Origin of the sequence: Methylobacterium sp. 4-46 (assembly GCF_000019365.1) — a bacterium.
Taxonomy (GTDB): Bacteria; Pseudomonadota; Alphaproteobacteria; order Rhizobiales; family Beijerinckiaceae; genus Methylobacterium.
In genome coordinates this window covers 6,249,858-6,272,877 of record NC_010511.1, presented here as the reverse complement: position 1 = coordinate 6,272,877, position 23,020 = coordinate 6,249,858, and the positions used below count along the sequence as shown (strand labels likewise).

The window sequence follows — 23,020 nt, the reverse complement described above, 5'->3', positions numbered from 1 at the left end:
AGCGGGGCCGCCGCCCCCGTCATGGCGGCAACGTCGCCGCGCCCGGGATGCTCCCGCGGGGTTCGCCGCGCGGCCCCGCGCCTCCCGGCCCCGTCCGGGAGGCCACGGACAGGGTCGCCGCATCTCCCGACCGGCGGCCGTCCCGGGCGGCCTCCCCTCAGGATCAGCCCCGCGTCGGGCGCGACCGGTCCCGCGCGGTCCGGCAGACCACCCGGGAGACCCACACCATGAGGACCATCTCGATCGGAATCGCCGCCGACCTGTCCGTCGCGGTGCTGGCCGGCCCCGCCCTGGCCGGACCCTGCACGCAGGACATCGCGCTCCTCGACGGGCAGATCTCGCGGATCGGCGTCGATCCGGCCGCGCGGGCGGGACACGAAGTGTTCATTCTCACCATTCGCGCGTTCCAGGATTAAAGTTCATCGAAATACGTGAAGTACAATAATATTAAATCGCCGTAATCTTGCTTGAACTCGTAAGTTTAGACATCAGATCGACGCGTGCGGGCGCCGCGATGCTTCTGCACCGGATCGGGATGCGGATTGGCGGCCCGGCGCGCGTCGCTGATGATCTCTCGGGTTCAGGAGCAAAGTCCCATGTCGATCCGATCTGTTGCCCCGGTTCTCGGCCTCCTCGTCCTGTCGGTCAGCCCCGCCCTGGCCATCACCGTGACCAATCAGGACAAGCGGGAGCACACGCTCACCATCGACCGCGGCGCGGAGGAGAAGGACGCGACGATCGCGCCCGGCGCCTCCCTGCGGGTCGATTGTCCGGACGGCTGCAGCCTGCGCACCCGCACGGCCGGCTACGACAGCGCCGCCGAGACCGGTGACCGCTGGGTGATCCGGCAGGACGGCCTGCTGCATCCCGCGGGCGAGGACCTGGCCACCGGCAGCCTCCGGGACAAGCCGGCCGCCGACCGGGGCGGCAAGGCCCCGACGCGGTGAGCCGGCGGGCCGGCGGGGGTGAAGCGGCCCCCGCCGGCCCCGGCTCCGCCGCGGGACGAACCCGTCCCGCCCGATCCGGTTCGCCGCCGCTCCCGCGTCCCGGGTGCGGCTCACTCCGCCGCGAGCCGCGCGGGCGCGCGCCGCCTCTCCGCCGCGTAGCGCGCGACGGCGCCGGCGAGGGGCGGCAGCGGCCGCCCGCGCTCGCTCGCCAGAGCGGTGTTGCGGTGGTCGGCCGGTGCGCGGAAGCCCGGAGCGGGGCGGGGCAGGCCGGCGGCCAGGGTCAGCCGCGTCGCGAAGCCCGCCCAGGTCGTCTCGCCCGCGTTGACGAGGTGCCAGAGGCCCGCCTCGCCCGCGGCGAGCAGGCCGAGGGCGGCGTGGACCAGGTCCGGCAGGTAGGTGGGCGAGACGATCTCGGGCCGCAGGAAGCGCCGGAGGCTGCCGGACCCGAGGCCGGCGAGGAGCAGGCCGGCCTCGTCGCTGGCGTCGGGGAGGCCGAAGACCACGCTGGTGCGCGCCACGAGCGCCCCCGGATGGGCGCCGAGGATGCCCGCCTCCCGCGCGGCCTCGCTGGCCCCGTAGGCGCCCGACGGCCGGACCGGATCGCTCTCCACGGCGGCGCTCCCGGTGCGGCCGTCGAAGACGAGGTCCGAGGAGAAGGCGAGGAGCCGCGCGCCCACCCCGGCGCAGAGCCCGGCCACCCGCTCGCCCCGGCGGATGTCGGCGCGGAACGAGCCGCCCGGATAGCGCTTGGCAGCGGCGGCGAGCGGAAGGCCGGTCGGGTCGATCACGGCCCAGGCCGGCTGCGCGGCCAGGTCGTCCGGCAGCGCCTCCGGATCCACCACGGCCGCGGACAGGCCACGGGCCTCGCAGAGCCGCGCGATGGCCCCCCCGTAGGCTCCCGCCCGCCCGAGGACGACGAGGCGGGCCGCCTCGGGCGGCGGCGCCGGATCTCCGGGCTCCGCCCCGGGAGGGCCGGCCGCGGCGCGGCCGGGCCTCGTGCCGCGGGCCGGCCGGTCATCGTGCCGGGACCCGTCGCGGCGGTCCGGATCGTCGGGCGCGACGGCCTTCCGCGGGAAAGCGGCCCGAAGGGCCGCGATGCCCGGCGCCGCGAGCGCGTCGCGGTCCGCGCGCCGGTTCCCGCGGCCGGTCCGCGCGAGCGGCTCCCGGCCGGTCCGCGCGAGCGGCTCCCGGCCGGTCCGCGCGAGCGGCTCCCGGAAGGCGTCCGCGAAGCGACCGATGCCGCACGCGATCCCACCCCATGCCTCAAGCATCACGTCGAATCCCGCTCGGTCCATGACAAATGCGCGCCGCTTTCAAGCCATCGCTTCGCCAAACGTTCCAGATCTTGTTCTGTATCCAACCGCGCCGGAGCAACCTGTGTTAAGCAGATTGTGCGGGACGTTGCGCGGCGACGAGGTCCTGTTTCGCTGATTAACTTATGATCAGGGCGCGCCGGGCGGACGAACAGCGCTGATCGAGCGTGGAGGCGGGCATCGGGAGCCCGGCGGTCGAACCGCTCAGCCGGCGCCCGCCGCGGCCGGATCCGGACGGGTCCGCGCCCGGGTCGGCGGCCGGGCGAGCAGGACCGGCCGGGCGCCCTCCCCGGGCGCGTCGAGGGCGCGGTCGGGCGAGGGAAGGTCGAGGGAGCCGTCCGCCCGGATCACGAGGAGGCAGGTCCCGTCCTGAGCCGGCCCCTCTCCCTGGCGGCGCGCAGCTCGCGGACATCGAGGGCGAGGCCGCCCTCGAACACCACGATCGCCACCGCCAGCCCGACCAGGGGACGCAGGCTCGGCCCGAGAGCGGCGCAGGGGCGCAGCAGGCCGAGCACGGGGCCGACCAGGACGCCGAGCGCCAGCAGCATCATGGTGGCCGGGACGCGCAGGCGGGCCGCGAGGCACTGCGCGGCCACCCCGCCCCGCCACCATGCACAGCACCGCGGTCGCTACGCCCTGCTCCATGCCCGTCCGCCGCGCCGGTGCGGCGGACGACAACGCGCCGCGAGGGGGCCGGATCGCGGCGGGCCGTCCTGCGGCGTCGGGGCGCGGCCGCGGCGGCCCCGGCCGCCGTCCCGCTACCGCGTGATCTGGTGCGGGGAGATCGGGTCGCTGCTCGGGAAGGTCTCCTCCAGGGCCTCGTCCAGGAGGCGGTCCTGCCGGTTCCGGAGATCCTCCCCGGGGACGCGGTTGCCGGGCGCGGCGGCGGCGGCCAGGTCGGCGCGCGACTTGCCCCGGCTGATCCCCTCCGGCCGGTCCGGCCGCCCGCGCCGGGGGGCACCGCCCGGTCCGCCCCGCAGGATGCCGGACCGCCACATCATTGCGGCCACGGCCGCGGCGGCGAGCCCGAGCGCGAGCGGGCCGAACAGGCCGCTCGACGGCGCCAGCGGGGGACGCCGCCGCGCTCCCTGCCGCAGGCCGCGCATCTTCGCGCGCGCGAAGGTCCGGGTGACCTCCTGCACCTCCGCGGGCGAGAGGGTTTCGCGCGCCAGGGGCAGCAGCTCGTGGGTGTGCCGGTAGAGGTGCTGGTCCACCAGGTAGGTCACGTCCTCGAAGGTGCTGAGCCAGCCCTCGCTGCCGCGGCGGTGGCGGCGGGCCAGCTGATCGAGCTGCCGCATCACCTGCCCGCGCTCCCGCCGCAAGTCGTCGAGCAGCCCGCCGGCCCGGCCATGCGCGCCGAGCGCGTCGAACAGGCTCGCCTCGAGGGCCTCCGCGTGGCCCTCCAGCTCGTCCATGAGGTCGGCCAGCAGCCGCTCGCGGCTGCGCACCACGCCCGGTCCGTTCAGCGCGTAGGGGATCTCGCGGACGAGCGCGGTGATGTTGGCGTGATCGCGTGCGGTCAGTTGCCAGATGTCCATGAGTCGCGCTCCGTCGATGGCGCCTTCCAAACTCGCGCCGATTCGGGGTGTTCCCGCATCGGCCGGCGGAAGGCCGGCGCACGGCGTGATCGGTCCCTCCCCCCGGAGGTCCTGGAGCCGAGTTCCTGGAGCCGAGTTCCTGGAGCCGAGTTCCTGGAGCCGAGTTCCTGGAGCCGGAGTTCCTGGAGCCGGAGTTCCTGGAGCCGGAGTTCCGGGAGCCTGCGGGTGACGTGAACCGTCGAGGTGCCGAGCGCGGCGCCGCGTTCGGCCCGGGGCACCGGCAGGGCGCCGGTCCCGTCCGCGACCATCGCGGCCGCTCCCAGGCGCCGCGCGCGCGAACGCCGCGGGTTCGGCCAAACCCCGCCTCTCGGCGTTACCTCCCGCGCAGCCGCACTGGGTGGCTGCCCTCGCGTGTGAGGGAGTGTGAGTATGAAGACGCTTGTTCTGACGAGCCTCGGGGCTCTCGCGCTCGGCGCCGGAGCCCTGCTGGGCTCCTCCTCCGCCCGGGCCATGGGAGACGGCTACGACGCGTTCGACGTCCCCCGGACGGTGGTGACGCGCCGCACCATCGTGGAGAGGCGGGTGATCGCGCCGCCGCCGCGGGTGGTGCGCGAGGTCGTGGTCGAGCGCCCGGTGATCCGCCCGCGCCCCGTCCTGCGCGAGGTCGTGGTGGAGCGTCCCGTTGTGTACAGGCCGCGGCCCGTCGTCGACGAGGTGGTCGTGGAGCGGTACGGCGCCTACGGGCCGCGCCGGTTCGGGCCGGGCCCGGTCGGATTCGGCCCCGCCGACGATCCGGCCGATTGGTAGCAGGCCCCGCTCCGGCCGGCTCCTCGGGTGGGAGCCGGCCGCCGGGTCGCCCCAGCCGGTCGCCCGGACACGTCCGTGCCGGCGGACGGCGCCCGAGCGGCCCCGGCCTCCGGACGGGCCGCCGCCCCGCCGGGCGCCGCGCGGGTTGCGGCGTCCCACGGTCAAGCTTTCGAGCGGAGCCGTTCCTCCTGTATTCTTCAATACTGAGCGCACGCCCTCATCTTCGGCCTACTTCCAGCCCTAGAAAGGCCTCAGTCCTCAGTGCAAAACGGCGTCACTCATTAACGTGTGACGTTTCCTCTCATGGGCCGGCAACCCTCCTCGTACAGTCGAGCTCGGCGCGCGATCGTGTCCGTCGTGGTGGCCGTGGCCGCGCTCATCGCGGCCGTGCCGAGTGGCCGGGCCGAGGCCCCGTCCGGCCGGAAGGGGCGGCCGGCGGAGAGCTTCGCCGCCCGCAGCGAGCGCGCCAATTCCGGCGTCGTCACGGTCATCTCCGGCACCGTGTCCGGGACCTTCATCCAGATCGCGAACGACCTCTCGTTCGTCCTCGACGACGGCGACGCGCTGCGCATCCTCCCGGTCATCGGCAAGGGGGCGGACCAGAACCTTCGCGACATCCTCATGCTCCGGGGGATCGACCTCGGGATCGTGCGCTCGGACGGCCTGGAGGCCCTTCGCCGGGATGCGCAACTCGGCGGCGCGGCCAAGTCGCTGACCTACATCGCGCGCCTGTTCACCGACGAGGCCCACCTCATCGCCGGGCCGGACATCACCAACATCCGTCAGCTCGCCGGCAAGACGGTGAACTTCGACCTTCAGGGCAGCGGCGCCAACTATACGGGCCGCCTGATCTTCGAGCTGCTCGGCATTCCGGTGGTGGCGACCAACTACGACCAGCTGACCTCCTACGAGATGCTGAAGAGCGGCGAGATCGCGGCGACGTTCCAGATGTCCGGCAAGCCCATCCCGGCCGTCGCGAAGCTCGACGCCGCGAACCGGTTCCACCTGCTGGAGGTCCCGTTCGACCAGAAGATCGCGGAACTCTACCTCCCGGGCGAGTTCACGCACGAGGATTACCCGAACCTCGTTCCCGGCGGGCCGGTCAAGACGGTCACGGTCAGCTCGATCCTCGCCGCCTACAACTGGCCGGAGAAGAGCGACCGGTACCAGAAGATCGCGCGGTTCACCGAGGCGTTCTTCTCCAAGATCGCGGCGTTCCAGCAGCCGGCGCGTCATCCGAAATGGGCCGAGGTCAATCTCGCGGCGGAGATTCCCGGGTGGACGCGGTTCAAGGCGGCCCAGCAATGGCTCGACAGGAACAGGCCGAGCGAGGCCGCCGGCCCCGACGCCGAGAGCCGGGCCTCGTTCAACAGGTTTCTCGACGCGAGGGGTCGGGCGGACGCCGCCGCGGAGGACCGCGAGGCGCTGTTCCGCGACTTCGTGCGGTGGCAGCGGCGAGCGCAGGGCGCCAAGGACGAGGGACGTGAGCGATGAGTGCGGTGCCGAGATCCGATCCCGCGGTGCTCAGGCTGATCGAGGGCGACGAGGCCGCCCCCGATGCCGAGGATCCGGCGGGCGAGTTCTGCCACCCTCTTCCCCGCCTGACCGAGGCCGGTCACGGCGCGGGGCCGCGCCGCGGCGTCCGCCGGAGCCTCGCCGTGGCGGCCGGCGTGCTCGTCCTCGCCCTCCTCTCGGTCGGGTCCGTCACCGCGCTGATCGCGGTGCGCGGCGGCCTGCCGGTGCGGGGCGAGCCGTCGAGCGGGCCGGACGCCCCCGCGCCGCGCGCGCATCGCGGCGCGCCGACGCCCCCGGCCCCGCCCGCCCCGGACCTGCGCGCGGCGGTGGAGGTCCTGCGCGACGAGTTGCGGCGCACGGGGGGCGAGCCGAGCCAAGCGGCATCCCCGCCCGCTTCGGCCGCCGCGACCGTCCCGACCGTCGCGACCGTCGCGGCCATCCCCCCGGCGGTGCCGGCCGTCGCGGCCGATCCCGCCCGCGCCGCGTCGGAGGCGCGGGGCCCGGTCGTCGAGGTCGCCTCCGCGGACATCGTCCCCGCCGCGCTCATCCCCGCCGCGGCCCCGGTCCCGCCCAGGGCCGCCGGCGGCGAGTTGACCCCGCAGGGCGCGGCGCTGCTGGCGCGGGCCCGCGGCGCGGTCAAGCTGGGGGACATCGCCGCGGCGCGCCGGCTCCTGGAACACGCGGCGGCGGACAACCACCCGCTCGTCCTCGAGGCGCTGGCCGAGACCTACGACCCGTCCCGGCTGTCCGCGTGGCGGGTCAAGGGCGTCAAGGCCGACGTGGCGCGGGCCCTGACCCTGTACCGGAGCGCCGCCAGCGCCGGCTCCGCGAGCGCGGCCGCGCGGCTGACGAGCCTCGAACGGGCCGATGGCGGGGCGGCCCAGCGCTGATCCGGTGGACGGCCCGCCAGGGTGCCGGCCGGCTCCTCCCGGAGGAACCCGCCTGTCCGGCGAGCCCGCCGGGCCGCGAAGTCCCGGCCCGCCGATGGAATGACCGGGGCGGCCGCGCCCCGGCCGCGTCGCCCCGCTCGCATGCGCGGGCCTCCGCGCCCATTCCGGTCGCCGCACCTGTCAGGAGGCACGGGGGTTCGCCGGTCGCGAACCCGCGCCGTCCGGTGGATGGGCCGGCGCGGTCTCGCCGCGCCTCGACCCGGGCGGGGACGCCCTCCTGCGATGGAAGGCGCCGGACTCCGCCCGCGCTGCGGCGCGTCGGCGCGGCGGCCTGAGGCCTGCCGGGGCAGGGCCCGCATCGCCTGCGCCATCGCACAGGTTCGCCCGCGGGAAGCACCGCCGGACCTCCCGGGCCGCCATCCGTCCCGGCCCAGCCCGGGACCCGCGGACCGCTGCGGACGCCGATCCCTCGCGCCCGTCACGGGCGCCCGGACGCTCCTGACGGACCCTGGCGCTCGGCACCGGACGCGGGGAGTTGCGGCGGCCCGGCCCGCGGTGCTCGGGCGGCCGCGAGGGTGTTCGGCTCTTCCCCGCCTCGGTGTCTCGGCCTCCGCTGTGCGCGCCGAGCGACGCCCGCCGCGGGAGCGTCGGCGTCATCGCCCGGAGAGGGATCCCGCGGGCGAGGAGGGGCGGACCCGCGAAGGGCACCCCCCTTGCCGCCCGGGCGGCGCACCCCCATCTCCTGACCATCCGGTTGGATGGTCAGGAGATGGCGCACATGACGGGCAACCTGCACGACCCGCGGACCAGGACGCCCGACAGCGAGAAGATCACCGTTAACCTCGGCTTCGTGGATCTCGGGCGCGTCGACCTGATGGTGCGCGACGGCTTCTACGCCAACCGCGCCGACTTCATCCGCACGGCGGTGCGCAACCAGCTCGACCGGCAGGAGGAGGCGATCCGCACCTCCGTGGCGCGCAGGCAGCTCAGCCTGGGCCTGGCGCACTTCTCCCGGCGGGACCTGGAGGCGGCGCGGGACAGCGGGCGCCCCCTCCACATCCAGGTTCTCGGCCTCGCCAGCATCGCCGACGACGTCACGCCCGACCTCGCCCGCGCGGCCATCGCCTCGGTCCAGGTGCTCGGCGCCTTCCACGCGAGCGCCGCCGTCAAGGCCGCACTCGCCGACCGGACCACCTGACCGCCCCCCGCCACCAGCCCGGCGCTCCCGCCCGCTCCGGGCATCGAAGGACCATGACATGACCCAATTCAGCACGATCGACATGGCCGAGGTGACCCGCCTCACCCGGGCCGGCAAGCTCGCGGAGGCCGTGGCGATGCTCCAGGGCCGGTCGGTACCGCGCACCGCGAACGACGCCCCGGCGCAGGGGCCGGGGCGGCCGGCCTGGAGCAGCGAGCGCCCATCCCCGACCTCGTCCCCGACCTCTTCCCGCACCTCGTCCCGCACCTCGTCCCGGACCCTTTGGCCGACCATCGACATGGTGCCTCCGGCGGGACCGGAGGGGGCCTGGACGGCCCCGCGCGAGGCCGAGGAGCGCAATGCCGACGCGCCCGCGGGCGGCGACCGGCCGGCGCGCTTTCCGGACCTGTCCGAGGCGATGCGGGCGGTTCGCGATCGGCTCGGCCAGCCCGGCGCCTTCGGCCCGGCAGAGGGGCTCGGGGCCGTCCGTCCGCGCGCGGTCCCGGTGCCGGAGGGCGCCCGGTTCGAGGAGCGCAGCTTCGCGAACGCGGCGGGCAGCCGGACCTACAAGGTCTTCGTCCCGAGCGGCTATTCCGGTCAGCCGCTCCCCGTAGTGGTGATGCTGCACGGCTGCACGCAGAACCCGGATGATTTCGCCCTCGGCACGCGGATGAACGACCTCGCCGAGGAACACACCTTCCTGGTCGCCTACCCGCGCCAGCCCCAATCCGCGAACATGCAGAAGTGCTGGAACTGGTTCAACGCCGCCGATCAGGCGCGCGACGGCGGGGAGCCCGCCCTGATCGCCGGCATCGCGACCGCCGTCGTGGAGGAGTTCTCGGCCGATCCGTCCCGGGTCTACGTGGCCGGCCTGTCCGCGGGCGGCGCGGCCGCGGCGATCATGGCGGCGACCTATCCGGATCTGTTCGCCGCCGTGGGCGTGCATTCGGGGCTGGCCTGCGGCGCCGCCCGGGACATGCCGTCGGCCTTCGCCGCCATGAACGGAGGGGCGGCGGTCCAGCCGAGGCGGGGCGGGCCGGCCGTGCCGACCATCGTCTTCCACGGCGACGGCGACCGGACGGTCAATCCCGTCAACGGGGATCAGGTCATCGCGCAGGCCAAGCCCGCCGGGACGCTGGTCGCGGCCGTGACCCGCGGCGAGTCCCCGGGTGGGATCGCCTACACGCGCACGGTCCACGCCGACGAGACCGGGCGGGCGGTCCTGGAGCAGTGGCTGCTGCACGGCGCCGGCCATGCCTGGTCGGGCGGCAGCGCGGACGGCTCCTACACCGATCCGCGCGGCCCCGATGCCAGCCGGGAGCTGATGCGCTTCTTCCTGGCACACGCGCGCGCGCCGAGCCCATCCCGGCACTGAGCGCGACGGGACCGAGAGCCGATGCCCGGACCGCCCGCGTGCCGCGGGGGCGGTGCCGGGCGCCCCCCGCGTGCCGCCCCGGGAGGCCCATCCCGGCGCGGGCACGGGATCCGTCGCGGCGGCACGCTCCGGCTTGCGGGGCTTCCCGCCGGCGCGACGGGCGCCGCGAGGTCCGTCGACGCGGCCGGCCTGGTTCGGAGATGGGCGGCGCGCCGCGGCCGGGAGAGGGACGGACCCGTCCAAAGATCCGACTCCCCACGCTCGGATTTCCGAACATGGGCAGATTTTCGGCCTAAACCGCCCGACGGAACACGGATATGCAGCTCAAGCTGCGCAATTGAGGGCGGATCCGGCCAAGCGTTTATTGTGACGGATTGCCCTAAATTGACTTGTGATACATCCTCTTCTCTGATTTTCTGGTCGCAATCGAGCGCTTGAGCCGCGGCTCAAGCTGTGCCGACGCGCGCGCACCCGGGCTGTCCTTGGCGGGCGGGAGCATCGGCACGGAATCAGGGAGGTGCGTCGATGCCACTGAACCTCACGCAGAAGCTCGTCCGCTCGCACCTCGTCGAGGGCACCCCGGAGCCGGGGCAGGAGATCGCCCTCAGGATCGACCAGGCGCTGCTGCAGGACGTCCTCGGCAGCCTCGTCATGCTCGAACTGGAGGCGATGGGCGTCGAGCGGGTCAAGGTCGAGCTCGCCGCGCAGTACGTCGATCACAACCTCGTCCAGAACGATCACCTCAACGCCGACGAGCACCTGTTCCTGCGCTCCGCCTGCCGCCGCTTCGGCGTCTGGTACAGCCGGCCGGGCAACGGCATCAGCCATCCCGTCCACATGCAGCATTTCGGCAAGCCCGGGCGCACGCTGGTGGGCTCCGACAGCCACACGCCCGCGGCCGGCTCCCTCGGCATGCTGGCCTTCGGGGCGGGCGGGGTCGAGGTCGCGCTCGCCATGGCGGGCGAGCCGCTTCACCTGCGCATGCCGCAGATCTGGGGCGTGCGCCTCGCCGGGACCCTGCCGGATTTCGTGAGCGCCAAGGACGTGATCCTGGAGATGCTGCGCCGCCACGGCGTCGAGGGCGGGTTCGGCCGCATCGTCGAGTATTACGGGCCGGGCCTCGACGGGCTCTCGGCCATGGACCGGCACGTCATCGCCAACATGGGCGCCGAACTCGGCGCCACCACGAGCGTGTTCCCCTCCGACGAGGCGACGCGCGGCTTCCTGCGCAGCCAGGGGCGCGAGGCGGACTGGATCCCGCTCGCCGCCGACGAGGGCGCGGCCTACGACCTGCACGAGGAGATCGACCTCTCCGCCCTCGAGCCGCTGATCGCCAAGCCCTCCAGCCCCGGCAACGTCGTGCCGGTGCGCGAGGTGGCGGGCGAGGAGATCTACCAAGCCTACATCGGCTCCTCGGCCAATCCGGGCTACCGGGACTTCGCGGTCGCGGCCGCGATGGTGAGGGGGCGCCAGGTCCACGACCGCGTGTCCTTCGACGTCAATCCGAGTTCGCGGCAGGTGCTGGAGACGCTGATCGCGACCGGCGAACTCGCCGACCTCGTCCGGGCGGGGGGGCGCGTGCACCAGGCCGGCTGCAACGGCTGCATCGGCATGGGGCAGGCGCCGGCCTCGGGGCGCAACTCGCTGCGCACGGTGCCGCGCAACTTCCCCGGCCGATCCGGCACGCGCGAGGACAGCGTGTACCTGTGCAGCCCGGAGACCGCCGCGGCCTCCGCGCTGACCGGCGTCATCACCGACCCGCGCGGCCTCGGCCTCCCCTGCCCGCGGATCGCGCCGCCCGACACCTATCCGGCCACGCTCGCGATGCTCGTGCCCCCGCTCGACGCCGAGGCGGCGCGCGCGGTGCGGCTGGAGAAGACCCCGAACATCACCACCCTGCCCGAACTCGGCCGGCTCCCGGACAGCATCCGCGTGCCGGTGCTGCTCAAGGTCGGGGACGACATCTCGACCGACGACATCATGCCGGCGGGCGCGCGCGTGATGCCCTACTGGTCGAACATCCCGAAGACGAGCGAGTTCACCTTCGAGCCGATCGACGCGACCTATCCGGACCGCGCGCGGCAGGCCGGCCGGGAGCGGGCGGGCCACGCCATCGTGGCCGGCTCGAATTACGGCCAGGGGTCGAGCCGGGAGAACGCCGCGCTCGCGCCGCGCTATCTCGGGCTGGAGACCGTGCTGGCCAAGAGCTTCGCGCGCATCCACTGGCAGAACCTGGTGAATTTCGGCGTGCTGCCGCTCACCTTCGCGGACCCGGCGGATTACGAGGGCCTCGCATGCGGCGACCTGATCGAGATCGCGGGGATCGCCGCCGCGCTGCAGGCGGGCCACGAGATCGTCGCCCGCGTCGGCGGGAGGCGGATCACCCTGCGCCACGACCTCTCGCCGCGCCAGATCGCGCTGCTGCTCGGGGGCGGGGTCATCAACTGGCTGCGCGAGCGGCTGGCGGCGCGGGGCGACGGGGGATCCGCGCAGCACGTCGCCTGACCTCCCGCTCCGAACCGGCCGAGACCGCGATGCCGACACCCGCTCCCGCCCCGTCCAGCGGCCCCCTGACGGGCCCGCGCGTCCTCGGCCCCGGGCCCCGCGTCGCCGCCCCGTTCGAAGCGCGGCGTCGCGCCGCCCCGGCGCGGCCTGCCGGCGGGGGCGTGCGGGGGATCGAGGCCTCCTGCGCGGGCCTCGGCGGCCGCCCCTTCGCGCCCGGGGCCACCGACACCGTCGCGGCCGAGGATCTCGCCGGGAGGGCCGCGCGGATGCGCGTCGCGACCGGCACCGACCTCGGCGCGTTGATCGCGCGAGAGGGTGCGGCGCTGCCGGGCGGCCTCGCCGGAGGCCGCGTGCGCGACGCGCTCACGATCCGCGGCGAGGCTCGCGCCCGCGCGCGCCGCGACCTGACTGGGCGGCGCGGCACGAGGACGGAGGGAGGAACACATGGCGGCCGGTGATGCGATCCTGCGCGAGGACGCCTCTGCTCCCTGGTACGCGGGCCTGACGGCGCGACATTGGCGCATCCTCTGGGGCAGCTACCTCGGCTGGATCTTCGACGGCTACGAGGCGGTGGCGCTGGTCTACGCGCTCCGCCCGGCGCTGAACTCCATCCTCACGCCCGAGCAGGCGCAGGCGCCCGCCTTCTACGTCGGCGCGGCGATCGGCATCACGCTGCTCGGCTGGGGGATCGGCGGCATGCTGGGCGGCATCGCGGCGGATTACATCGGCCGCAAGCGCATGATGATGCTCTCCATCCTCGGCTACGCCATCTTCACGGGGCTGACCGCCTTCGCCGGGAGCTTCGCGCAGCTCGCGCTCCTGCGCTTCATCACCGGCCTGGCGATCGGCTCGGAATGGAGCACCGGCATCGCGCTCGTCGCCGAGACCTGGCCGAACCGGGCGCGGCCGAAGGGCTGCGGCTTCCTGCAATCGGGCTTCGGCGGCGGCGCGGTGCTGGCGGCGATCGTCTGGGCGGTGCTGGCGGCGACCAACCCGCTCGGCTCCGAGAGCTGGCGCATCATGTTCGCGCTCGGCGCGCTGCCGGCCTTCGTCTGCCTCTACCTGCGCCGCGCGCTGGAGGAATCCGAGCGCTGGATGACGGCGCTCAAGGAGCAGCGCTGGGCCGCCACGACGGAGGACGCGCAGAGCGGCCGCGTGCACAAGACAGCGCAGCGCCCCTTCACGCTCACCGAGATCTTCCGCGAGCCGGAGAGCCGGCGGCGCGTGCTGCTGGCCACCGTGATGTCCTTCGCCACGACGGTGGGCTGGTGGGCGGTATCGTCCTGGCTGCCGGCCTACACCGAGGCGCTGGCCAAGGCGGCGGGCGAGCCCGCCAACGTCTGGGGCCCGCGCATGGGCATCATCTACAACATCGGGGCGATCGCCGCCTACCTGGTCTCGGGCTTCCTCGCCGACGCGATCGGGCGGCGCAAATTCCTGATCCTGACCTATGCGGGCTGCCTCGCGACCTCGGTGCTCGCCTATGTGTGGACCGGCGGTCTGACCACCTTCATGGTCATCGCCTTCCTGAACGGGGTCTTCACGCTCGGCTTCTCGTTCAGCTGGATGGCGATCTACCTCGTGGAGCTGTTCACGCCGGCCGTGCGGGCGACCGCCGCGAGCTTCGTGTTCAACGGCGCCCGCCTGATCGCCTGGATCTTCCCGATCATCGCCGGCCAGATCGTCACCTCGTTCGGCGGCGTGGCGCGGGCGGCGCTGATCATGAGCAGCGTCTACGTGCTCGGGCTGATCGTGCCCTGGTTCATGCCCGAGACCACCGGCAGGCCGCTGCCGGAATAGAGGCGCGGGCGGACCGCCGATGCCCGGTCCTCCTGCCAGCGGTCACGTCTCACGACCGCCGGTCCCGTTCTCGACGCCTCGCCGCGCGATCCTGCGTCGTGCGCGAGCTCGATTCCCAAAGGCTCCGCCCGGGCGCGGCGGGCCGACGCGCGCGAGCTTCGGTGGGCGCCGCAACGGTGAACCGCGCACGACGTTGTGCTCGCACGACGCTCGCGAGGTGCACATGGCCCGTCGGCCCCATTCCGTCCTGCCGCTCCTGGCGCGGCAGGCCGCCAAGGTCCTCGGCCTCGCGGCCCTCGGCGGCAGCGGCGCGTGGCTCGCCTACAGCCGGTTCGCCGTCGATCACCGCCGGCCGCTGCCGAGAGCCCTTCCGGGCCGTCTCGACGCACTGGACACGCGGGCCGGCGCCGTCGCCCTGTACGGCAGCGCCGGCGGGAGCGGCCCTCCCCTGCTCCTGATCCACTCGATCAACGCGGCCGCGAGCGCCTACGAGGTCCGCCCGCTCTACCTCCACTACGACGGGCGGTGCCCCGTCTACGCCCTGGACCTGCCCGGGTTCGGCCTCTCGGAGCGCGCCCGCCGCCGCTACACGCCCGACCTGATGGTCGAGGCGATCCACGCGGCCGCCGGCGAGATCCGGCGGCGGCACGACGGGGCCGCCCTCAACGCCCTCGCCCTCTCCCTCTCGGCCGAGTATCTCGCCCGCGCGGCCCTCGAACGCCCGCGAGACTACCGCGGACTCGCCCTGATCAGCCCGACCGGGTTCGATGCCCGGCTCTCCGGCCGCTCTCCGCGCGGCGGCCACCGCGGCAGGGAGCGGCTGCGCGCGACCCTCGACGCGCCCCCCTGGGGCCGTGCCTTGTTCGATGCCCTGGTCAGCCGCCCGAGCATGCGCTTCTTCCTGGAGAAGACCTGGGGCTCGCCGGATATCGACGAGGGCCTGCTCGCCTACGGGTACGCGTCGGCGCACCGGCCGGGAGCCCAGCATGCACCCTTCTGCTTCATCGCCGGCCACCTGTTTCCGACGGATGCCACCGCGCTCTACGAGGCGCTCGACCTGCCCGTCCTGGTGATCCACGGCACGCGCGGCGACTTCGTCGACTACCGCGACCTTCCTCGCTTCGCCGAGCGGCGGAATTGGACCGTGATGCGGCTGCCGACGGGCGCCTTCCCGCATTTCGAGGATCTCGCCACCGTCACGCGGGCCCTCGACGGTTTCGGGGCCGCGGTCACCGAGGTCGCGTCGGCGTAGCGAGGCCCCCCGCGGGGCGCCTCGCCGGATCGGGCCTGGCCGCCTCGACGGCGGTGACCGGGGCGGCCGCGGATGCTCCGGGCCGATCGCTGCCGGCGCCCGAGACATGCCTCATCCGACATCCGGTTGGTGGCTTCGCCATCTCCCATTTCGGCCATGCGGATGTCGGCTTCGCTCAGGCGCGGCGCTCAGGCGCCGCGCGGGCTCGTGATCCGGGATCCGCGTCGATCACGCGGATCCCGCATCAGGTCTGCAACTCGGCCATGCCGGGCGCTTGGCCGTGCGCCGCTTGGCCGTGCGCCGCGGCGATCTTCCTCATCAGGTCGACGAAGAGCTTCCGCTCCGCCGGAGAGAGGGCGGCGATCGTGTCCGCGTGGGCCTGCCGAACCGCATCCGCCATCGCGGCGTGGATCTCCCGGCCCTCGTCGGTCAGGCGGCACTGCTGCGAGCGGCGATCGACGGGGGAGATCGTCCGGCTGACGAACCCGCGCGCTTCGAGGCGCCGCAGCGCGCCCGTCGTCGTGGTCCTGTCCAGCGCGACGGCGTGCGCCAGGGTCGTCTGATCGGCCTCGCCCCGCACCATCAGTTCCGACAACAGGCTGTACTGCAGCGGCGTGACGCGGAAAGCGGCGCAGCGCTCAGAGAAGAGGCTGACGTGGATCTGATAGAGTCGCCGGACGAGGAAGCCCGGACGGTCGATCAGCGGCCAGATCCCTCCCGCCGCCTCGGGCCCGCGCGAATCTGCGCGCGCAACGGGCAGTGCTGCCTCCTTGGCCAGATCTCCGGCACCGTCCTCCATCGCTGAGCCCTCCGTTGCTCCTCGCTCCAACCTGGCACGCATCCTGCTACCAACGAATTGCGAAGCATGCTTCCTTTTTCGCATTATCCTGCATGGGCTCACTGGGGCGCGGCGAACCAACAGGTAAGGTAGAGCGATGGATGGCACCCGGTACGACCTGCTGCTGCGCGGCGGGCGCGTGATCTGCCCAAAGAACGGCATCGACGGCATCCGTGACGTCGCAGTGCGCGGCGGTCGCATCGCGAACATCGCCGAGACCATCCTGCCATCGAGCGCCGCGGAGGTGATCGACGTCTCCGGAAAGCTGGTGCTGCCGGGGCTGATCGACACGCATGCCCACGTCTACCAGTATGTCACCGGCCGCTTCGGTCTTAATCCCGACATGGTGGGCGTGCGCTCGGGAGTCACCACCGTCGTCGACCAGGGCGGTCCGTCGTGCATGACCCTGCCGGGATTCCGGCATTATATTGCAGAAACCTCCGACACGCGGGTGCTCGCCTTCCTGTCCGCCTACCTCGTCGGAGGTCTCGAAGGGCACTTCTATCCCAACCTCTACAGCCCGGACGGCGTCGACATCGACGCCACCGTCAAGGCCGCGGTGGAGAACCGCGACCTCGTGCGCGGTATCAAGGGCCATGCCGAGATCGGCGGCTTCGCCCGCTGGGGCATCAAGGTGATGGAGATGGCCGCCGAGATCAGCCGGCGCGCCGACCTGCCGCTCTACGTCCATTTCGGCCAGCTCTGGGGCCTGCCGGAATCCGGCGCCAATGGCGAGGACGCCAACACGATCATGGAGCGGGTGATCCCGCTCCTGCGCCCCGGCGACGTGCTCGCCCATCCCTTCACCCGCCACCCCGGCGGGTTCATCAACGAGCAGGGCGAGGTGCATTCCGTCATCAAGGCCGCGCTCGATGCCGGCCTCAAGGTCGATGTCGGCCACGGCAGCCACTTCTCCTACCGGGTGGCCCGGGCGGCGATCCCCGCCGGCGTGGTGCCCTACACGCTCGGCGCCGACATGCACGGCTACAACACGGAGGTGCCGCGGCCCGCGGGCACGCCCGACGCCCACCACGATGACGAGAACCACCCCTTCCTGGGCCAGGCACGGTTCAGCCTGACCCAGGCGATGTCCTCGATGATGGCGCTCGGCATCCCGCTCGAGGAGGTGGTGCCGATGGTGACCTCGCATCCGGCGCAGATGCTGGGCCTCTCCGACAGGATCGGGGCGCTCACCCCCGGCTTCGAGGCGGACGTGTCCGTGCTGCACGACGACCGCGGGTCCTTCCTGCTGCGCGACAACGAGGACACGCGGGTGGTCGTCGACCGGCTGCTGCGCCCGGCCTTCTGCCTGCGGGCGGGCAAGCGCTTCGACGCCGATTCGCCGATCCTGCCGCGGGCGATCGCGGCCTGATGGGCGCCTCCCCCTCTGCCGCGGGCGCCTCCCCCTCCGCCGCGGGCGCCCGGGAGGGCGTGGGCGCGCCGCTCCCCCGCAAGGAGGACGAGCGTCTGATGCGCGGGCGCGGCCAGTACGTCGGCGACGTCCGGCTGCCGCGCATGCAGGACGTGGCCTTCGTGCGCAGCCCCCTGGCCCATGCCCGCATCCGCGCGATCCACGTGCCGGAGGAGTCTCGCGGCCGGGTGTTCACGGCCGCCGACCTCGACGGCGTCGCGCCGATCCGCGCCGTGTCGGGCCTGCCCGGGTTCAAGGTGTCCGAGCAGCCGCCGCTCGCGGTCGGCAAAGTGCGGCAGGTCGGGGAACTCGTCGCCTTCTGCGTCGCGCCGACCCGCGCGGAGGCGGAGGACATCGCCGCCTCGGTCGTCCTCGACCTCGAGGAGCTGCCGGCGGTCCACGACATGCTCGCCGCCCGCGAGCCCGGCGCCGCCCTCGTGCACGAGCACTGGGGCGACAACGTCTTCCTGGAGACGCTCGTCGACGTGGACATCGCCTCGGCCCTCGACGCGCCGATCAAGGTCTCCCGCACCATCTCCACGGCGCGCCAGTGCATGGCGCCGATCGAGGGGCGCGGCGTGGTCGCCCACTACGACCACCGCCTGGATCAGCTCGTCGTCCACACCGCGAGCCAGATGCCGCACATCGTGCGCAACGGCCTCGCCGAGTGTCTGCGGATCGAGCAGGAGCGCGTCCGCGTCGTCTCGCCGGACGTGGGCGGGGGCTTCGGCTACAAGGCGATCCTGCTCGCGGAGGAGATCTGCCTGGGCTGGCTGGCGCTCCGGTGCGGCCATCCCGTGCGCTGGCTGGAGGACCGGCGCGAGCATCTCACCGCGAACGCGAATTGCCGCGAGCACCATTACCGCATCACGGCCTATGCCGAGCCCGACGGCACCCTGCGCGGCATCGACTGCGAGGCCACCGTCGATTCCGGCGCCTACTCGGCCTACCCGTTCTCGGCCTGCCTGGAGGCCGCGCAGGTGGCGAGCATCCTGCCCGGCCCCTACGACTTCCCGGCCTATCGCTGCCGCACCTGGTCGGTGGCGACCAACAAGTGCCCGATCCTGCCCTACCGCGGCGTCGCCCGCACGGGCGTGTGCTTCGCGATGGAGCTGATCCTCGACGCGGTGGCGGCGGAGGCGGGCCTCGCCCCGGAGGTCGTGCGCGAGAGGAACCTCGTGCGGCCCGAGCAGATGCCGTTCGACAACATCACCAACAAGCACTTCGACAGCGGCGACTACCCGCAGGCATTGGCCCGGGCGCTCACCGCCATCGGTGCCGAGGGGGTGCGGGCGCGCCAGCGCGCGGGCGAGCCCGACGGACGGCGCATCGGGCTCGGGCTCGCGATCTACTGCGAGCAGGCGGCGCACGGCACCTCCGTCTACGCGGGGTGGGGCATACCGATGGTGCCGGGCCACGAGCAGGCGAGCGCCCGGCTCACCCCGGACGGGGGGCTGGAGCTGCGCGTCGGCGCCCACTCGCACGGCCAGGGACTGGAGACGACCCTGGCGCAGGTCGCGCACGAGATCCTGGGCGTGCCGGTGGCGCGCACGCGGCTGGTGCACGGGGACACCGCCGCCACGCCCTACTCCACCGGCGCCTGGGGCTCGCGCATGATGGTGATGGTCGGCGGCGCGGTCGCGGCGGCCTGCGAGGCCCTGCGCGAGCGGGCCGTGCGGATCGGCGCGCACCTGCTCCAGGCCGAGCCGGAAGCCTGCCGCTACGAGGCCGGCCGGGTGATCGGCCCGTCGGGCGACGTGCCGGTCGAGGTGATCGCCCGCACGTGGTACCGGCGCCCGCAGGACCTCGCGCCCGCCACCGATCCGGGCGGTCTCGAAGTCACGGCCGGCTACAAGCCGGTGCGGGATTCCGGCACGTTCTCCTACGCCGCGCACGCGGCGGTCGTGGCGGTCGATCCCGACCTCGGCGCCGTCGAGATCCTCGACTACGTGGTGGTCGAGGATGGCGGCACGCTGGTGAACCCGCTCGTCGTCGACGGCCAGATCCACGGCGGCCTCGCGCAGGGCATCGGCACGGCGCTCTACGAGGAGGTGCGCTTCGACGCCCGCGGTCAGCCGCTCGCCTCGACCTTCGCCGACTACCTCCTGCCCGGCCCGGCGGAGGTGCCGGCCGCGCGCATCGCGCACATGGAGACCCCCTCCCCGTACACGCGCTTCGGCCAGAAGGGCATCGGCGAGGGCGGGGCCATCGCGCCGCCCGCGGCGCTCGCGAATGCGATCAACGACGCGCTGCGCCCGCTCGGGGTCGAGCTGCTGCACGCCCCCGTCACCCCGCGGCGGATCGTCGAGGCGGTCCTCGCCGCGCGCGGCGCGCCGCGGCGCGCGAGGGCCGCCGCATGAAGCCCGCGCCCTTCGCCTACGAGCGGCCGCGCGACCTCGCCGCCCTCCTGGCCCGGCTCGGCGAGGCGCGAGGCTCCGTGAAGCTGATGGCGGGCGGCCAGTCGCTCGGCCCGATGCTCAACCTGCGCCTCGTCGCGCCGGACCTGATCCTCGACATCACCGGCCTGCAGGAACTCCGGCGGGCGGCGGTCGAGGGCGACACGCTCGTCCTCGGCGCGTGCGTCACCCACGCCGACATCGAGGACGGGCGGGTGCCCGACGTGACCGGGGGCGCGCTCCGGCGGGTGGCCGCGGCCATCGCCTACCGGCCCGTGCGCAACCGCGGCACGGTGGGCGGCAGCCTCGTCCACGCCGATCCCGCGGCGGACTGGGTCACGGCCCTGACGGCGCTCGGCGCCGAGGTCGAGATCGCCGGGCCCCGCCGGCGTCGGCGGCTGCCGGTGGAGCGCTTGGTCACCGGGGCGCTGGAGACCGCGCTCGAACCGGGCGAGGTCCTGGTCGCCGTTCGGGTGCCGGCCCGGCCCGAGAGCGTGGCCTGGGGCTACGTCAAGCATTGTGCCAAGATCGGCGAGTTCGCGCACGCCATCGGGGCCGTGCGGCTCGATCCCGCCGCCGGCCGGGGCCGCGCGGTGATCGGGGCCATCGAGGGGCCGCCCCTCCTCTTCGCCGACGCGCGCCCGCTCTTCGGCGGCCGGATCGGCCCCGATTTCGCCCGGCACTTCGACGCCGCCGCCGCGGAGCGCGCCCTCGCCGCCGCCGGCATGTCGGACGCGGTCGAGCGACACGTCCACGTCACGGTGCTCGCCCGCGCGGTGGCGCAGGCCGCGCGGCCCACCCCGATGCCCCTCACGGAGGTCGCATGAGCGCCGGACTGGCGGAGGCGCCCGCGGCAGCGGGGCGCGTGGCGCTGGGGCTGACGGTGAACGGCCGGCCCGTCCGGGTGGAGGCCGAGCCGCGCAGCCACCTCGGCGACGTGCTGCGCGAGGACCTGACCCTCACGGGCACGCATCTCGGCTGCGAGCACGGCGTCTGCGGCGCCTGCACGGTGCTGATCGACGGCGAGCCGGCGCGCGCCTGCCTCACCTTCGCGGGAGCCTGCGCGGGCGCCGAGGTCACCACCATCGAGGGCCTCGACGACGATCCGGTCGCGGCGGAATTGCGCGCAGCCTTCAACCGCGAGCACGCGCTCCAGTGCGGCTACTGCACGCCCGGCATGCTGGTCAGCGCGCGCGACCTCGTGCTGCGGCTGCCGGAGGCGGACGCGCAGCGCATCCGGGTCGGCCTCTCGGGCAATCTCTGCCGCTGCACCGGCTACGCCGGTATCGTGCGGGCGGTGGCGAGCGTCATCGCCGACCGCCGCGCCCGCGGCATCGGACCGAGCGGGCCCGCGCCGCGCCCGCTCGGTCCGGTCGGCGCGCGGGCCGGCGAGGGCCTCGCAGCGGCCCAGCGCCCCCCGGCGACCGCGGCCGCGGCCGCCCCGGGCGCCGCGCCGACGCTCGCCGGGACCTTCCGTCCGGCGCATCGTTTCACGCAGACGATCGACCTCGCCCATCCGCCGGAGGCGGTCTTCGCGCTCCTCGGCGACATCGCGGCGGTCGCCGCCTGCCTGCCCGGCGCCGTGCTCACCGGCCGGCCGGCCCCCGACGCGGTGGAGGGCGGCCTCCAGGTGCGGATCGGGCCGATCGCCGCCACGTTTCGGGGCCGCGCCCTCATCGAGCGGGACGAGGCCGCCCGCACCGGCCGCGTGCGCGGCGCGGGCAGCGACGCGGGCGGGCGCTCCGCCACCGAGGGCGAGATCCGCTACCGGGTCGAGCCCGGCGCGGAGCCCGGCACCGCGCGGGTCGCCCTCGAGGTCGGCTACAGCCTGACCGGGCCGCTGGCGCAGTTCGGCCGGCCCGGCCTCGTGCGCGACCTCGCCGGCCGCATCGCGGCCGCGTTCGCCCGCAACCTCGACGCGCAGCTCTCCGGGGCCGCGCCCCCCGCCCCCGCCGCCCTCAACCCCGTCCGCCTGCTCCTCGGCCTGATCCGCGCGCGCCTCGCGGCGTGGCTCGCCCGCGCCTGACCCCGTTCCCGCCCCCACCGGAGACCTCCATGTCGAGCAGGTTCACCCTCACCACGGCGATGCTGATGGCCCTCGCGGCGACCGGCGCCCTCGCGGACTCGATCCGCATCGGCGTCAACGAGCCGCTCACGGGGGCCTTCGCGGCCTCGGGCACCTACGTGGTGAACGGCGCCAAGATCGCCGCCGACGAGATCAACGCCAAGGGCGGCGTGCTCGGCAAGACGCTCGAACTCGTGATCGAGGACAACAAGAGCAACCCGACCGAGGCCGCCGCCGTGGCCGAGAAGCTCATCACCAGCGACAAGACGCCGGTGATGATGGGGGCCTGGGGGTCGAGCCTGACGCTCGCGGTGATGCCGAAGCTCATCGACTACGAGGTCCCGATGCTGGTCGAGACCTCCTCCTCGGGGAAGATCACCACCTCCGGCAACCCGTTCGTTTTCCGCATCTCGCCGCCCTCGGCGCTGGAGGCCGAGAACTTCGCGCCCATGGTGTCGCGCCTCGGCATCAAGAAGGTCGACTTCCTGGTCATCAACAACGATTTCGGCCGCGGCGCGGCGACCGATTTCGGCAAGATGCTGAAGGAGAAGGGCGTCCAGATCGGCCTCGTCGAGACCATGGACCAGGCCGCGCAGGACATGAGCGCCCAGCTCGCCAAGCTGAAGGCCTCCGACAGCGACACGATCATGATCACGAGCGCCGTCGACCAGCTCGTGCTGCTGTTCAAGCAGATGGCGGCGCTCGGCCTCAAGAAGCGCGTCATCACCACGGGCGGCTCGCAGAACCCCGACCAGATCATCGCTCAGGCCGGGGCCGCCGCCGACGGCACCATGCACCTGACGACGTTCCTGCCCTGGCTGCCGGAGAAGACCCCGAATCCCAAGGCGACCGCGTACTTCATCGGCGAGTGGAAGAAGCGCGGCTTCGCGTTCGCGGGCGTCACCGAGAGCTTCCGCGGGTACGACGGCATCCGCGCCATCGCGCAGGCCATCGAGAAGGCCGGCTCGGCCGAGCCGGCCGCGATCACCAAGGCGTTCTGGTCGGTCGACCTCACAGGCCTGAACGGCCCGATCCGCTTCGCGAAATCGGGCCCTGCCGGCAAGGAGAGCGGCCAGAGCAAGCCCGACGTCTACATCATCGAGATCAAGGACGGCCGCGTCGTCCAGCCGACCCTCTGACGCGGTCCGGCCGGCCCCCGGGCCGGCCGGG

21 protein-coding genes are annotated in these 23,020 nt (G+C 74.0%); 16 read left to right on the top strand and 5 right to left on the bottom strand.

What is annotated here, in order from left to right; genetic code table 11:
- The first annotated feature begins 227 nt into the window (after positions 1–227).
- Together M446_RS27580 and M446_RS27575 are read left to right on the top strand one after the other, a co-directional pair.
- Positions 228–416 carry a hypothetical protein gene (locus tag M446_RS27580; RefSeq protein WP_043701706.1) on the top strand — a complete coding sequence of 63 codons (189 nt, stop codon included), beginning with the start codon at positions 228–230 and terminating at the stop codon, positions 414–416.
- 180 nt (positions 417–596) lie between these two features.
- Complete coding sequence (locus M446_RS27575) at positions 597–947, top strand: hypothetical protein (protein WP_012335382.1); 351 nt, start codon at positions 597–599, stop codon at positions 945–947.
- 110 nt (positions 948–1,057) lie between these two features.
- Here M446_RS27575 and M446_RS27570 read toward each other — a convergent pair whose 3' ends face one another.
- From M446_RS27570 to M446_RS27560, 4 genes are all read right to left on the bottom strand, one after another.
- Positions 1,058–2,218: a sugar nucleotide-binding protein gene (locus M446_RS27570; protein ID WP_012335381.1), complete on the bottom strand. Its 1,161-nt coding sequence runs from the start codon at positions 2,216–2,218 to the stop codon at positions 1,058–1,060.
- A 246-nt stretch (positions 2,219–2,464) separates the two neighbouring features.
- Positions 2,465–2,611, bottom strand: coding sequence for a hypothetical protein (locus M446_RS38355; RefSeq protein ID WP_018263864.1), 147 nt, complete (start codon positions 2,609–2,611; stop codon positions 2,465–2,467).
- Positions 2,608–2,856: a cation:proton antiporter gene (locus tag M446_RS27565; protein WP_012335380.1), complete on the bottom strand. Its 249-nt coding sequence runs from the start codon at positions 2,854–2,856 to the stop codon at positions 2,608–2,610. The genes M446_RS38355 and M446_RS27565 overlap by 4 nt, the downstream gene beginning before the upstream one ends.
- A 162-nt stretch (positions 2,857–3,018) precedes the next feature.
- Complete coding sequence (locus M446_RS27560) at positions 3,019–3,798, bottom strand: hemerythrin domain-containing protein (protein WP_012335379.1); 780 nt, start codon at positions 3,796–3,798, stop codon at positions 3,019–3,021.
- Between the two features lie 429 nt (positions 3,799–4,227).
- On the opposite strand from M446_RS27560, the gene M446_RS27555 reads away from it, so the two are divergent.
- The 9 genes from M446_RS27555 (at position 4,228) to M446_RS27515 (ending at position 15,140) form a co-directional block, all read left to right on the top strand.
- Complete coding sequence (locus M446_RS27555) at positions 4,228–4,605, top strand: hypothetical protein (protein ID WP_012335378.1); 378 nt, start codon at positions 4,228–4,230, stop codon at positions 4,603–4,605.
- A gap of 348 nt (positions 4,606–4,953) precedes the next feature.
- On the top strand, positions 4,954–6,099 hold the full coding sequence (locus M446_RS27550; protein ID WP_012335377.1) for a TAXI family TRAP transporter solute-binding subunit: 1,146 nt from the start codon (positions 4,954–4,956) through the stop codon (positions 6,097–6,099).
- Positions 6,096–7,010, top strand: coding sequence for a hypothetical protein (locus tag M446_RS27545; protein WP_012335376.1), 915 nt, complete (start codon positions 6,096–6,098; stop codon positions 7,008–7,010). The genes M446_RS27550 and M446_RS27545 overlap by 4 nt, the downstream gene beginning before the upstream one ends.
- Positions 7,011–7,788: 778 nt before the next feature.
- Complete coding sequence (locus M446_RS27540; protein ID WP_012335375.1) at positions 7,789–8,208, top strand: CopG family transcriptional regulator; 420 nt, start codon at positions 7,789–7,791, stop codon at positions 8,206–8,208.
- 58 nt (positions 8,209–8,266) lie between these two features.
- Positions 8,267–9,583, top strand: coding sequence for an alpha/beta hydrolase family esterase (locus tag M446_RS27535; protein WP_012335374.1), 1,317 nt, complete (start codon positions 8,267–8,269; stop codon positions 9,581–9,583).
- A gap of 525 nt (positions 9,584–10,108) precedes the next feature.
- Entirely contained in the window at positions 10,109–12,088 is a 1,980-nt protein-coding gene (locus M446_RS27530) for an aconitate hydratase (protein WP_012335373.1), read from the top strand.
- A gap of 29 nt (positions 12,089–12,117) precedes the next feature.
- Positions 12,118–12,546 carry a hypothetical protein gene (locus M446_RS39255; protein ID WP_043701698.1) on the top strand — a complete coding sequence of 143 codons (429 nt, stop codon included), beginning with the start codon at positions 12,118–12,120 and terminating at the stop codon, positions 12,544–12,546.
- Positions 12,533–13,888: an MFS transporter gene (locus M446_RS27520; RefSeq protein WP_012335372.1), complete on the top strand. Its 1,356-nt coding sequence runs from the start codon at positions 12,533–12,535 to the stop codon at positions 13,886–13,888. The genes M446_RS39255 and M446_RS27520 overlap by 14 nt, the downstream gene beginning before the upstream one ends.
- 223 nt (positions 13,889–14,111) lie before the next feature.
- Positions 14,112–15,140, top strand: a complete 1,029-nt coding sequence (locus M446_RS27515; RefSeq protein WP_012335371.1) for an alpha/beta fold hydrolase — start codon at positions 14,112–14,114, stop codon at positions 15,138–15,140.
- Positions 15,141–15,384: 244 nt separating this feature from the next.
- Here the strand turns inward: M446_RS27515 and M446_RS27510 are convergent, their stop codons facing one another.
- On the bottom strand, positions 15,385–15,939 hold the full coding sequence (locus M446_RS27510) for a MarR family winged helix-turn-helix transcriptional regulator (RefSeq protein ID WP_012335370.1): 555 nt from the start codon (positions 15,937–15,939) through the stop codon (positions 15,385–15,387).
- 136 nt (positions 15,940–16,075) lie between these two features.
- Between M446_RS27510 and M446_RS27505 the strand changes: the two genes are divergently transcribed.
- The 5 genes from M446_RS27505 to M446_RS27485 are packed head-to-tail and all read left to right on the top strand — an operon-like array spanning position 16,076 to position 22,989.
- The gene (locus M446_RS27505) at positions 16,076–17,350 is read left to right on the top strand and encodes an amidohydrolase/deacetylase family metallohydrolase (RefSeq protein WP_012335369.1); all 1,275 of its coding nucleotides are present in this window, start codon (positions 16,076–16,078) and stop codon (positions 17,348–17,350) included.
- The gene (locus M446_RS27500; RefSeq protein ID WP_012335368.1) at positions 17,350–19,749 is read left to right on the top strand and encodes a xanthine dehydrogenase family protein molybdopterin-binding subunit; all 2,400 of its coding nucleotides are present in this window, start codon (positions 17,350–17,352) and stop codon (positions 19,747–19,749) included. The genes M446_RS27505 and M446_RS27500 overlap by 1 nt, the downstream gene beginning before the upstream one ends.
- Entirely contained in the window at positions 19,746–20,612 is an 867-nt protein-coding gene (locus M446_RS27495; protein WP_012335367.1) for an FAD binding domain-containing protein, read from the top strand. The genes M446_RS27500 and M446_RS27495 overlap by 4 nt, the downstream gene beginning before the upstream one ends.
- Positions 20,609–21,811 (top strand): xanthine dehydrogenase family Fe-S subunit, encoded by a 1,203-nt coding sequence (locus M446_RS27490; protein ID WP_012335366.1) that lies wholly within the window; start codon positions 20,609–20,611, stop codon positions 21,809–21,811. The genes M446_RS27495 and M446_RS27490 overlap by 4 nt, the downstream gene beginning before the upstream one ends.
- 29 nt (positions 21,812–21,840) lie before the next feature.
- Positions 21,841–22,989, top strand: a complete 1,149-nt coding sequence (locus M446_RS27485) for an ABC transporter substrate-binding protein (RefSeq protein WP_012335365.1) — start codon at positions 21,841–21,843, stop codon at positions 22,987–22,989.
- Positions 22,990–23,020 lie beyond the last annotated feature (31 nt).